The sequence below is a fragment of the Psychrobacter sp. AOP5-GZ1-6 genome (genome assembly GCF_052376345.1).
Taxonomy (GTDB): Bacteria; Pseudomonadota; Gammaproteobacteria; order Pseudomonadales; family Moraxellaceae; genus Psychrobacter.
Genome location: NZ_JBQSVP010000084.1, coordinates 1 through 13,044 on the forward strand (window position 1 = coordinate 1; position 13,044 = coordinate 13,044).

Below are 13,044 nucleotides of genomic sequence, written 5' to 3' on the forward strand. Positions count from 1 at the left end.
GTAAGCCTTCATAGTATTTGGCTTATCAGGGTCTAAACCGCTTTGATTTAGGGTGCTGACATTATGGCGCGGATGTAATTTTCTGTAAACTATGTAATAATCTAGGCTTAAAACCACATATTTTATGTGGTTTTAAATACTTGTGTTGATTTAGCTTAAACATTATACTGTTAAATATATTGTAATTGTTAATAGTTTAGAATTTTTGTTTTTATCTTATTGCCATTTTATTAGGGCTAATAGAGTGGTTATTGCTTCGCTTCTTGTTGGTTTTTTTGGTACTACTTTGTATTTAATCAAGTGTTTGCAGCTTTTAAGAATAGTGATGACAAACATAAATGAATATTGGTATCAAAAAGGCTCAATCTTATGGGTAACGCAGGGCTAGTAGCTAAGTTAATTGAATATATTCAATAGATAAATATCTCTGATATAACATACAGGGTGTTTGTCTTGATAGTGAACTGTGCTGGTAAGCCCTTATTTTTAGGGAGTTTGGTATGATTACTGAACATCTAGTAGACATGTCCCGCTTGCAGTTTGCGGTGACAGCGCTTTACCATTTTTTGTTTATTCCACTCACGTTAGGCATGGTTTGGCTCCTGGTGATTATGGAGGCTGTCTATGTAACCACAGGGTTACAAGTGTGGAAGGATATGACGCGTTATTGGGGCAAGTTATTTGGTATTAACTTTGCGCTTGGTGTCACGACAGGCATCACCATGGAGTTTCAATTCGGCACCAACTGGTCTTATTATTCACAGTATGTAGGCGATATTTTTGGTGCGCCGCTTGCCATTGAGGGGCTGATGGCCTTCTTTCTTGAATCCACAATGGTAGGGTTATTCTTTTTTGGTTGGGACAGACTGTCTCGCTTTCAACATTTAGTTGTTACTGTCTTGATGGCAGTCGGAACCAATCTTTCAGCATTATGGATTTTGATTGCCAACGGCTGGATGCAAAGCCCTGTCGGTGCTGAATTTAATTATCAAACCATGCGCATGGAAATGGTTGATGTTTCAGCCATTCTATTTAACCCGGATGCCCAGAATAAATTTGTACATACGGTATCGGCAGGTTATGTCGTGGGATCATTGTTTGTATTGTCTATTTCAGCCTTATACTTACTGCGCAAACGAGACGTTGAATTTGCCAAGCGCAGTTTTCAGGTAGCAGCGGCTTTTGGTCTGGCGTCTATTTGTAGTGTGATTGTATTGGGTGATGAATCAGGCTACTCCGTTGGTAAAGCCCAACAAACCAAATTGGCGACGATGGAAGCGATGTGGCACACTGAGCCTGCGCCAGCACCGTTCAATTTGATTGCTAGTATTAACGAAGAAGAGCAGAAAAATAACTGGGAAGTGCAGATTCCTTATGCGATGGGACTGATCGGTACGCGTTCTTTGGATACAGAAATCCCTGGTATACATGATATTAAAGAGCTAAACCGTGAACGCATTACCACTGGTATCACTGCGGTAGGACTATTAGAGCAACTGCGTGAAACGCCAGATGATATGGCATTAAGGGCTGAGTTTGATAAGGTCAAAGATGACTTAGGATTTGGACTTCTACTTAAAAAATATACCGCTGATGTCTCACAGGCCACACCTGAAATGATTCAGAAAGCCGCAGATGACACCATTCCTAAGGTAGCGCCGATGTTTTGGTCTTTCCGTATCATGGTAGGGCTTGGATTCTTAATGTTGGCGTTATTCTTAACCAGCTTGTGGTTTACTTTTAAAGGAACGTTTGCTGAAAAAACATGGCTACTTAAATGGGCTGTTGTGATGTTACCAGCACCTTGGATAGCAGCTGAGCTTGGTTGGTTTGTCGCTGAATATGGTCGTCAGCCTTGGACTATTTATGGTGTACTGCCAACTTATGTATCAACATCGAATATCGGTGTGGCGAATGTTTATTGGTCGCTTGCTGGGTTTGTTGGGTTTTATACCGTCTTGTTGATTATCGAGATGTACTTGATGATTAAATACGTGAAGTTAGGGCCAGCAAGTTTGGGTACAGGACGTTATGATGGCGAGACACCTCGCAATGTAACGCCGACTGCCGCGGATCAGGAGGTGACTCATGTTGTTTGATTATGAAACATTAAAAATAATGTGGTGGCTGATCGTTGGTGTACTGCTAATTGGTTTTGCCATTATGGATGGGCATGATATGGGGGTTTGTACCCTGTTGCCATTCATTGGTAAAAATGATGAAGAACGCCGTCTAGTTATTAATACGATTGGACCACATTGGGAAGGCAACCAAGTTTGGTTTATTACTGCAGGTGGTGCATTATTTGCTGCTTGGCCGATGGTGTATGCAACGGCGTTCAGTGGTTTTTATTGGGCGATGATGGCAGTTCTATGGGCACTATTTTTTCGACCAGTTGGGTTTAAGTACCGTAGCATGGTTAAAGATCAAAGATGGCGTAACGCCTGGGACTGGGGACTGTTTGTAGGCTCATTTGTACCTGCAGTGGTCTTCGGTGTTGCTTTTGGTAATCTATTTTTGGGTGTGCCATTTAGCTTTGATAATACGTTACGATCGACTTATACAGGCAATTTTTGGCAACTATTAAGTCCATTTGCTATTCTTTGTGGTTTAGTCAGTGCTACCATGTTAATCATGCAAGGCGGTACCTATTTAGCGCATCGTACAGAAGGTCTTATTCAGACACGTACGATTCGTTACACCATGATTTCTGCTGTGGTGATGGTGGCATTGTTTGTTGGCGCTGGATTTTGGGTACAAACGCTTGATGGTTATGTCATTACATCAACAATTGATCCAGCTGGCTTACCGAATGTGCTTAGCAAAGAAGTGGTTTCGCAGCCTGGTGGTTGGATGACTAACTTTGCGACTTATCCAGTGGCGTGGGTCTTCCCTGCATTGGGTGTATTGATGGCATTAGTAACGGCTATGTTATTAAAAATCGGCAAAACACTGACAGCGTTTGTTAGCTCAAGTATTGCCGTATTAGGTGTTATCATGACGGCAGGTATCGCATTATTCCCATTCATTATGCCATCATCAACCTTTCCAAACTCTAGCTTGACGATTTGGGATAGTGTCTCTAGTCACTTAACACTAATGATTATGCTCTATGCTGTGGCTATTTTTGTACCACTCATTGTGATCTATACCAGTTGGGCGTATAGCGTCATGCGCGGTAAAGTCACTGCCGCTTATATCCGTGAAAATGATCACACGCTTTACTAAACGGTCTACTAATTTGGAGAGAACAATATGTGGTATTTCGCCTGGGTATTGGGGTTAGGATTCGCGGTGTTATTGGCCATTGTTAATGCAATTTGGTTAGAGCATGAGCAAGGTCGCTTAGAGTCATTTTCTCCTAAACAGAAACAGCAGGAAACACCTGAACCTGAGAAACTACCTGAGTAAAGCAGTGGTCAATTATTCTGGTAAAGCGCCTGAATGATAGCTGTTTTTATAATAGGTTTTATTGGTTAGATACAAAGTGAGCTCAGATGAGCTCACTTTTTTTTGTTAAGATAGGCGCACCAAGCCGTTTAATCGATATTTTTTATCAATATAATAAAGAGTCATGACTATGAGTACTAAAAACGAACAACTTTTTGCCCAAGCTCGCAAGCATATTCCGGGCGGCGTTAACTCACCTGTTCGCGCGTTTGCTGGGGTAGGTGGCACGCCTATTTTTATGCACCGTGCCAACGGCAGTAAAATTTATGACACTGAAGACAACGCCTATATTGATTATGTTGGGTCTTGGGGACCAATGATTTTAGGCCATGCGCATCCCAAAGTAATCGATGCCGTTAAAAAAGCAGCCGATGATGGCTTAAGTTTTGGTACGCCTACGCCATTTGAAACCACCGTGGCTGATAAAATTTGCGAAATTGTTCCTAGTGTGGAGATGATTCGTATGACCAGCTCTGGGACAGAAGCAACCATGAGCGCGATTCGCTTGGCTCGTGGCTATACGCAGCGTGACAAAATCGTTAAGTTTGAAGGTTGCTATCATGGTCACTCAGACAGCTTATTGGTAAAAGCGGGCTCAGGCATGCTTGATATTGGTGAGCCAACATCAAAAGGTGTTCCAGCTGACTTTGCCAAGCACACGATTACGATTCCTTATAATGACCCACAAGCGATTAAGGATTGTTTTGCAAAATGGGGCGAAGAGATTGCCTGTGTTATCTTAGAGCCAATCGCTGGTAACATGAACATGGTCATTCCAACACAAGACTTCCATGATACGTTGCGTGCCGAATGTACTGCTAATGGTGCGGTATTGATTTTTGATGAAGTGATGACTGGCTTCCGTGTTGGTCTTGGCGGCGCACAAGCACACTTCGGTATTACTCCTGATTTGACTTGCTTTGGTAAAATCATCGGTGCAGGTCTACCAGTTGGTGCTTTCGGTGGTAAGGAAGCCGTTATGTCTTGTATCGCCCCACTTGGTGGTGTCTATCAAGCTGGCACGTTATCAGGTAACCCGTTAGCAATGCGTGCTGGTATCGCTATGTTTGAAGACTTAACGGTAGAAGGTTTTTATGATGAATTGGCAGCGAAAGTAGATCGTCTAGTAGACGGTTTTCAAGAGGCTGCCGATAAGCATGGTATCAACCTACGCACCAATAAACTGGGTGGCATGTTTGGCATGTTCTTCGTCAAAGACGCAGCGACTGATACACCTAGCAACTTTGATGACGTGACAGAGTGCGATATGGAAGTGTTTAATACTTTCTTCCACGGTATGCTGGATCGTGGTATTTATTTGGCACCATCTGCCTATGAAGCAGGTTTTATGTCAATCAAGCATAGCGATGAAGATATTGATGCGTCAATCAAAGCTGCTGATGAGATATTTGCAGAAATGGCAAAGGCTTAGCTTTATAAGTAATCGCTTTCGGCATTAAAATAAAAACCAGCCACTGTGCTGGTTTTTTTATGCCCTAATATTTAAATGTTCAACAGACCCTAGCAAAAACCATGATTTCTTCGTCTATAAAATAGATAAAAAGTTGTATTAGTCTGAGATGAGCGGACAATAACCAAGCATTGAATTTTATCGTGCTTTATCAAACTTACGGTCTTTTAGACTCAAGTTACCACGTAGCACATCGCTATACATTCGAAAATCACTGGCAAAGCTTTTTAATGGAAACTTAAAAGAAGCTGGTTTGTTTTTTTCAAAGAAAAAATGCCCAACCCACGCGCAAGCATATCCTGCGGCAATCCCTTTTAATACTGGTTTTGGTGAGCGGTCTTTTATTGATTTTGCCAAGCCTAATAAGCCAAAACTACTGCCTGCGAAGTGCAATCTTCGGCACGCCATGTTTTGATGCTCGTCCAAGTAGAAATCATAAAATTTTTGTTTGATGGGTGTACTAGCTTTCATTATACTCTTGCTAGATTGAGCACCAGTGGCTTTGACCTTACTTTGTGTGGCAGTTTGGTTCATTTTTAGCTTCCTTGCTAATGGCTGATATAGTACAAAGTTAAATGGCTATTGCTAATTGACAAGCACTCCATACGCCTTAAAAATCCTTTTATTTGCTGCATACTTATAAATAGTCAGTAAGTCACTGTTATTTATTATAATATGAGTGGCTTTCAATGTAGCAAACCAATATTATTAACACAAGTATTAGATGTGACGTTGGATTTTATCAAGTAGCTTATGATGTGCTTGCGATTTCAGCTTGATTTTGCGTCACTTGCCAGTGTTTGGCATAAATGCTTTAATGGCAAAACCTTATTGATGTGTGTGGGTTTCGCTGTCTTTTGTACTTGTGATGTTTGCACACTAATTTTCTGATGCTAGCTTCTGTTCTTTCATTTATCTTACACGGTAACGATGTCACTTATGCCTATTGAACACCTTACAAACCTACCACTTGCTGATGACGAAATGATGGCAGCCATTGATATTGGTTCCAACAGTTTTCACTTAGCCATTGCGCGTCTTGATCATGGTGAGGTGCGAAAAGTAGTCTCTATGTCTGAAAAGGTGCAGCTCGCTGCGGGATTGGACGAAAATAAAATTTTAAGTGCGGCAGCCGAAAAGCGCGGGCTTGAGTGTTTGAGCCGTTTCGTGGCACGTTTAGACTCGGTGCCACCTGAGCGTATTCGAATCGTAGCGACCAACGCATTGCGACAAGCCAAAAATGCAAATGATTTTATTGCACGTGCTAATAAGATTTTGCCAAAGCCTATTGAGATCATTGCAGGACGTGAAGAAGCGAGGCTGATTTACTTGGGAGTCTCGCATACCAATGCTAGTAGCGATAAACGCTTAGTGATGGACATTGGTGGTGGCTCGACAGAGTTTATTATCGGTCAAGAGTTCGATCCGCTATTAACCGAAAGCTTGCAGATGGGCTGTGTTTCTTTTACACAAAAATACTTTGCTGACGGACTGGTTACTAAAGAGGCTTTTAACAGTGCTATTTCGGGCGCGCGCAAAGAAGTGTTGGCTATTAATGGTCGTTATCAAAAAACAGGCTGGAGTAGTGTGGTTGGCTCAAGCGGCACGATCAAAGCAGTACGTAATGTTTTAGTGTCTAAAGGGTGGGCTGATGAGCAGGAGCGTATCACTTATAAAGGTGTCAAAAAACTAGAAAAGCTGCTGACTAAGATTGGTAACGTTAGTGATATTAATTTAGAAGGTGTTAAAGAACATCGTAAAGCAGTATTTCCAGCAGGTGTTGCCGTATTGCGTGCAGTCATGAAGGTGCTAGGTGTTGAGACCATTACTTATTCAGATGGTGCGCTACGTGAAGGGGTGATGTACGATATGCTTGGCCGCTTTGTTAGCGAAGATGTGCGTGACCGTAGTGTGTTAGCACTAATAAAACGCTATTCAGGCGACAAAAAGCAAGCTAAGCAAGTTGTCAAGACCAGCCGTCATTTGTTTGATCAGGTGCAGGAAAAGCTTGATCTCAGTAGCGATGACGGTGATTTGCTCAGACGTGCCGCGTTTTTGCATGAGATAGGACTGGCGATCAGTCATAGTAGTTACCATAAGCACAGTGCTTATTTGCTCGAATATTCAGATATTCCAGGGTTTTCGCAAGTCGATCAAAAACGTATGGCGCAGTTAATGCTCAATCATCGCCGTAAGCTCAAAGCCGATATGCTTGAGCAAACCTGTACTATCGGTGGTGATCAGCTCGTGTATCTTTGCTTACTATTACGGTTGGCAGTACTGGCGCATCATAGCCGCAGTGATTATGAATTGCCAGAATTACAATTAACAGTTGTGGATGATAACTGTTGGCAAATTACCGTTACCAATAGTAGTGAGCACTACGCCTTCTTATTGCCTGATCTACATACTGAGGTTGATCAGTTCGCTAAGTGGGGCGTGAAGCTGAGCGTAGTCGAAGCTTAGGGACAATAAAAATTACTGTTGTGAGTATTAAGCTACAGTTTGCCGTAACAAAAGCAGCTCTGTCGATAATGTCATACCATATAAGATGTGCTACTATAGCCTTTATTGAGTTTACAACTGTACTTTTATTGTCTGAACATCGATAATGATGCCATTGTTGAATATAATTATTAAAGGGAAAGGTCTATGAGCACTGTCTGGGATAGTGTGCAGCTTGCACGACATGCCAAGCGTCCATTATTTATGGACTATGTTAATCAGCTGTTTACCGAGTTTGATGAGTTGCATGGCGATCGTGCTTATGCTGATGATAAAGCAATACTGGGTGGTTTGGCTCGTTTTGACGGTCAGCCTGTGATGGTTATTGGTCAGCATCGCGGCCGTAGTACTCGTGAGCGGATTGCTCATAACTTCGGTATGGCAAATCCAGAAGGTTATCGCAAAGTGATTCGTTTGGTCAAAATGGCTGAACGCTTTAATATTCCTGTAATGACTTTTGTGGATACCCAAGGTGCATATCCTGGAATCGGTGCTGAAGAACGTGGACAGGCGCAAGCCATCGCAGAAAGTATCGCAGTATTTTCCAGCTTAAAAGTGCCTATCATTGTGACCATTATCGGCGAAGGCGGTTCAGGTGGTGCATTAGCCATCGGTGTGGGTGATAAAGTAAATATGCTGCAAAACAGTATCTACTCGGTTATCTCTCCTGAAGGTTGTGCTTCTATCTTGTGGAAAACAGCTGAAAAAGCACAAGATGCCAGTGAGGCACTTAAGTTAAATGCTATCAATCTATATCAAATGGGTTTGATTGATGCAGTAATTGAAGAAGGCGAGGGCGCACATGTGCAGCCGCAACCTGTTATGAATGCATTAAAAGCTCTTATTGCTGAGCAATTAGATGAGCTCAAAGATTTGGATGCACAAGAGCGTTGCGAGCTACGTTACCAAAAACTTAAATCATTCAACTCTGAAGTGATGTTACCTGCCTAGTCGGCTAGTATTGCATCAACCTGATATTAAACGTAACGAATACGTGGCATTTAATATTAGATATTGAGCTTAGTGTTAAAATAAAAACGTGTCATTTAATGGCGCGTTTTTTTGTGTCGATAAGTCTGTGTTTTGATTACCCTAGTAACTCCACAAATAATAGCAAGCAAATAAGGCTGACTATGACCAGCAGTGCAATCCTCTCTTACGCTATCAAGCCAATCGCTGAATTACCTGTTGATGCTAAGCTAGCAGTGGCGTTTTTAGATAGCATGGCTGAGTACAGTGAACAGCTACACGGACGCCGCATTTGGCTAGCCTGTAGTGGTGGCCGTGATTCATTGGCATTAGCCGCACTGTGTGTGCAGCTTTATCGACAAGGTAAACTGTCATTTTTACCACAGCTTTTACATGTGAATCATGGCCTGCAAGCAGATAGTGGGACTTGGGCAACACATGTCGCTGATTGGGCAGCGATGCAACAGATACCGTGTCAAGTTTTACAAGCGCAAGTGAACGGTCATGATGAGCAAGCGGCGCGGCAGGCCCGTTATGATGTGATGCGCGCATGTCTTAACCAAGATGATGTTTTATTGTTAGCGCATCACGCCGACGACCAAGCAGAAACGGTACTGATGCGATTAATTCAAGGGGCTGGAGTAAATGGGCTGTCAGGTATGCAGCCGTGGAGTGTACACACACAGGGCGCACATCGTATCGTATTATGGCGACCTTGGCTCACTATACAGCGCGCTGATATTAGTGCCTACGCCACGCGCTTACAGTTACCATATATTGATGACCCAACCAATGATACTGGTGATAATGTCCGTAGTGGACTGCGCCGTGATGTCATGCCCGCATTGGCACAATATAATTCCAATGTAATTGATAATATTGCTCGTAGCGCACAGTTACTGCGTGATGCGCAGTCAATTATTAGCGCACAAGCGGTAGAGGATTTACAGCAGACAATAGTGCCATCATTACAGCTACCACCTGTACAGCATGTGTTAAATATAGATAAGCTACAAAGATTGCCACTTTATCGCCAACGTCAATTATTGCACTATTGGCTTGGTCAAGACGAACCGTTACCGCCTGCGAAACAACTGATAGATGATGTATTGAACTTAGCACAGCGCACTGACCAAAACCATCAGACGAAGCTGTTTTGGCAAGGTCGCAAACGCGCCTATACTATCCGTCGATACCGTCAGCAGTTGTACAGGCTGAGCTGTGAATGGTTGGCATGGTTTGAGATACCGCTGAAGGAGCAAATGCAGATATTACCTCAGCCTTCTTTACCTGATATGGATGTCGCGGTTGACCGACCTGTATGTATGACCGTACGTCATGGTCAAAGTATCAAGTGGCAATTACAGCTTCAGACAGATGCATTGGATCAAGTCCTACTAGCTGGTGATAAAGCACTATTGAACAGTAATAAAGAATTATTGAACAGTGATAAGGATGCAGTAGTGCTTGAGACTGTAAGCCCAGCGGTATTAAAAATAACCCCATTACTTCGTCATCAGCGCGTAAAAACAGCCCTAGCATCTCGCCCACAATCTGGCAAGAAGCTCTATCAAACGCTCGGTATTCCATCATGGTTGCGTGAAAGTTTGATCGTGATTAGTGTTGTTTTGCCAGCGAGCAAAGAGTCATTGCCTGTGGAGTTGCCTTTATTGTTGATATCGCCTTTTGAGAGTTGGTTATTGAGTAGTATTACCTCAAATGCTGATGACTCAAATATAGATAAATTAACTTTTGGTAATCAATTGACCAAACTGATAGTAAGCAAGCTAAATCTGAATGCAAAACCCTAGGCCTAATGAGGCTTCAGGAGTCGTTTGATAGTGGCATTAAAGTCTTTTAGTTTATTGAGTTTTTTATAATATATTGACAGTGATGGCTTATTGAATTTATCAAACGGCTCCAGTAGCAGTATGATAAACTGGACGTCATTTTACATAAGCTTATGTTAGTTTGAGTATTTTTAAGTTTTGGCAAAAGGGAGTAGCAATGTCAGTATTAGACAATAAAAAAATAAGTTTTATCGGTGGCGGCAACATGGCAAGAGCGCTTATTAGCGGTCTGATTGGCTGCGGTGTCAAGCCTGAGCTTATTACGGTATCAGCGCCTAGCGAAGAGACACGTGCGCAGTATGATAAGCAGCAAATGAATACGGTTGATGCCAGCAAAAACCCCAAAGCTGCTGTAACTGGCGCAGACGTCGTCATACTGGCGGTCAAGCCACAAGTCATGAGACAGGTCGTTGGTGAGTTTGCAGATGCTTTAGACAATCAGCTGGTGATTTCGGTAGCAGCAGGATTGTCGACCGCACTTTTATCTGACATGTTAGGTGGTTACGATAATATTGTGCGTGCGATGCCAAACACGCCTTCTATGATTCAAATGGGTGCGACAGGGCTGTATGGTACTGGCGATATTTCTGCGGAACAAAAGCAGCTAGCAACCGCAGTGTTAGAGGCTTCTGGGTTGGTTATTTGGGTCAATGACGAAGAGCAGATGCATGCAGTAACTGCCGTATCGGGGTCAGCGCCAGCTTATATGTTCTACTTTCTTGAGTCCATGATCGATGGCGCAGTTGCGTTAGGTCTAGACAAAGAACAAGCGTCAGCATTGGCGATGCAAACCATGCTAGGCGCTGCAAAAATGGCAATGAATAGTGACGACGCACCTGCTGAATTACGCCGTCAGGTTACCTCGCCTAAAGGTACGACTCAAGCCGCAGTTGAATCGATGCAAGCCAATGAGATCGGCCGCCAAATTGGTGAGGCTATGAAAGCTTGCTCTGACCGTAGCCAAGCGCTTAGTGAAGAGATGAGCAAATAGTTCTGCATACCTGAGGTGTGTCATTGTCTATTTTGCAATGATACGCCTAAGCAGTAATACCAAGTATCTGACCATGACGTTTGTCATCTTAAGACCTGTTAATAATGTCACATAGAGTAGCACTTCATGAACAATATGTTATTTCAAATCTTTGATTTGGTCACCACCTTCGCCATGATGTTGGTATTTATTCGTTTTATGCTGCAGTTTGCGGGTATGGATGCCAGTAATCCTATGATTGCACCTGCTTATAAAGCGACTCATATCGTCGATGTCTTTGGGCGTATTTTTCCAACCGTTGGTCAAGGTCGTATCAGTATTGCGGCGATTGTACTGATGTTTTTGATCCGTTTGATTGACATCTCTGGTAAAGCAGCATTGACGCACCATGGTATTGCTCCTGTACCGTTATTTTTTACTGGTACTACTAGCTTGGTTCTAGACTTTTTGCGTATGTGTCGCTACTTGGTGATCGGGTCTATTATCGTTAGTTGGATTGTCGTATTTACGCAATCTCAGCATCCGATTATTGGTATTATTATTAATCTTGCAGAGCCAATCTTGGCACCGTTTCGTCGTATTACACCAAACTTAGGCATGCTTGATTTATCACCGATGGTAGCTTTCTTGGCGTTCTATTTACTTGAGATATTTATAGGTGGTTTGGCAGCGAGCTTTGTGCCCATGTTAGGTTAAATCAAGACCTAACACTCTCTAAGAATGATTGGTAGCCCAAAAAAAGGCGCTCTATATAGATAGAGCGCCTTTTTTATATCTACTTATTGTTTAATAAGCACAGAGCAAATCAGTGGTGAAAAAAACGATTGGGTATCAATTGGGCATTGCTATCATCAGGGTGCGGTGCATCAGCTGCGCGTAGTGTTTGAGTAATCCAGTTGTCTGCGGCCTTCACTGCATCAACAAGGTCGTCGCTCAACGCTAAGCGTCCAGCGATAAAGCTGGCTAATGAGCAGCCTGAGCCGTGAAACTCACCTGCTAAGCGCGGCAAAGTGCTCTGGTGTACCATTTCACCTTTCACATATAGATATTGCTTGATATCACCGCTATCAAAATCATGTGATGTTTTGACCAACACGGCATGGGTACCTTGGGCACATAGTTTTTGCGCACCAATATGTAAGTCTTGCTCACCACTTAAGGCACGTAGCTCATGAGTATTTGGGGTGATTAAGGTTGCATAGGGGAGCAGTGCTCTAAACGCAGTGACTAAGGTTTGCTCATCACCCAAGCTGCCACCGCTATTGGCGACCAATACTGGGTCTAACACAAAAGGTGTATCAGCAGTGATAACCTGCTTGGCAAACAATTGAGTCAGCATGGCAATGTTATCTGTGGTACCTAGCATACCTGACTTAATGACACTGACAGGTAAATCACCGAGCACTGCTTCAGCTTGCTGTTTTACCAAGCTTGCAGCACAAGCATCAAAGCCAAATACCTGCTGTGAGTTTTGTATAGTAATTGCCGTGCAGGCGATAGCTGCATGAGCACCTGCTTGGCCGATGGCTTCAATGTCTGCTTGTAATCCAGCCCCGCCTGAAGGATCCAATCCTGAAAAACACAACACCACTGGTCGCATAAAATGTCCTTTAATATATTTTAAAATAAGTAAAACATGCGCATTATCGCCGATTTCTATCTTATCTAGATCACAGCTTTGATAAGCTAGTAGCGCTCTGTTATGTCTAGTTATGAATATTCTGATAAATACTATAGCCATCCATTGCTAAAAAAGCCATAGTAGAAAAGATATTGAACATAGACAACCAAGCTATAGATAAAAAATG

11 protein-coding genes are annotated in these 13,044 nt (G+C 42.8%); 9 read left to right on the plus strand and 2 right to left on the minus strand.

Going from position 1 to position 13,044, the window contains the following annotated elements:
- Window positions 1-500: 500 nt before the first annotated feature.
- The 4 genes from ACT3RN_RS10730 to hemL all read left to right on the plus strand — a co-directional run bounded on the left by ACT3RN_RS10730 (window position 501) and on the right by hemL (window position 4,882).
- Entirely contained in the window at window positions 501-2,099 is a 1,599-nt protein-coding gene (locus ACT3RN_RS10730; RefSeq protein ID WP_192992320.1) for a cytochrome ubiquinol oxidase subunit I, read from the plus strand.
- The gene (cydB, locus tag ACT3RN_RS10735; RefSeq protein ID WP_225739086.1) at window positions 2,092-3,228 is read left to right on the plus strand and encodes a cytochrome d ubiquinol oxidase subunit II; all 1,137 of its coding nucleotides are present in this window, start codon (window positions 2,092-2,094) and stop codon (window positions 3,226-3,228) included. The genes ACT3RN_RS10730 and cydB overlap by 8 nt, the downstream gene beginning before the upstream one ends.
- A gap of 27 nt (window positions 3,229-3,255) precedes the next feature.
- Complete coding sequence (cydX, locus tag ACT3RN_RS10740; protein ID WP_192518583.1) at window positions 3,256-3,411, plus strand: cytochrome bd-I oxidase subunit CydX; 156 nt, start codon at window positions 3,256-3,258, stop codon at window positions 3,409-3,411.
- Window positions 3,412-3,580: 169 nt separating this feature from the next.
- Entirely contained in the window at window positions 3,581-4,882 is a 1,302-nt protein-coding gene (gene hemL / locus ACT3RN_RS10745; RefSeq protein WP_192518582.1) for a glutamate-1-semialdehyde 2,1-aminomutase, read from the plus strand.
- 177 nt (window positions 4,883-5,059) lie between these two features.
- Here the strand turns inward: hemL and ACT3RN_RS10750 are convergent, their stop codons facing one another.
- Window positions 5,060-5,392 carry a DUF962 domain-containing protein gene (locus ACT3RN_RS10750; protein ID WP_192518589.1) on the minus strand — a complete coding sequence of 111 codons (333 nt, stop codon included), beginning with the start codon at window positions 5,390-5,392 and terminating at the stop codon, window positions 5,060-5,062.
- A 468-nt stretch (window positions 5,393-5,860) separates the two neighbouring features.
- Between ACT3RN_RS10750 and ppx the strand changes: the two genes are divergently transcribed.
- From ppx to ACT3RN_RS10775, 5 genes are all read left to right on the plus strand, one after another.
- Window positions 5,861-7,387: an exopolyphosphatase gene (ppx, locus tag ACT3RN_RS10755; RefSeq protein ID WP_192518581.1), complete on the plus strand. Its 1,527-nt coding sequence runs from the start codon at window positions 5,861-5,863 to the stop codon at window positions 7,385-7,387.
- 186 nt (window positions 7,388-7,573) lie between these two features.
- A complete protein-coding gene (locus tag ACT3RN_RS10760) occupies window positions 7,574-8,377 on the plus strand; it encodes an acetyl-CoA carboxylase carboxyltransferase subunit alpha (protein WP_192518580.1) in 804 nt (267 codons plus the stop codon).
- 182 nt (window positions 8,378-8,559) lie between these two features.
- Window positions 8,560-10,206 (plus strand): tRNA lysidine(34) synthetase TilS, encoded by a 1,647-nt coding sequence (tilS, locus tag ACT3RN_RS10765; RefSeq protein WP_192518579.1) that lies wholly within the window; start codon window positions 8,560-8,562, stop codon window positions 10,204-10,206.
- 196 nt (window positions 10,207-10,402) lie between these two features.
- Window positions 10,403-11,236: a pyrroline-5-carboxylate reductase gene (gene proC / locus ACT3RN_RS10770; protein ID WP_192518578.1), complete on the plus strand. Its 834-nt coding sequence runs from the start codon at window positions 10,403-10,405 to the stop codon at window positions 11,234-11,236.
- A gap of 126 nt (window positions 11,237-11,362) precedes the next feature.
- Window positions 11,363-11,932, plus strand: coding sequence for a YggT family protein (locus tag ACT3RN_RS10775; RefSeq protein ID WP_192518577.1), 570 nt, complete (start codon window positions 11,363-11,365; stop codon window positions 11,930-11,932).
- A gap of 109 nt (window positions 11,933-12,041) precedes the next feature.
- Here the strand turns inward: ACT3RN_RS10775 and ACT3RN_RS10780 are convergent, their stop codons facing one another.
- The gene (locus ACT3RN_RS10780; RefSeq protein ID WP_192518576.1) at window positions 12,042-12,836 is read right to left on the minus strand and encodes a hydroxymethylpyrimidine/phosphomethylpyrimidine kinase; all 795 of its coding nucleotides are present in this window, start codon (window positions 12,834-12,836) and stop codon (window positions 12,042-12,044) included.
- Window positions 12,837-13,044: the final 208 nt, after the last annotated feature.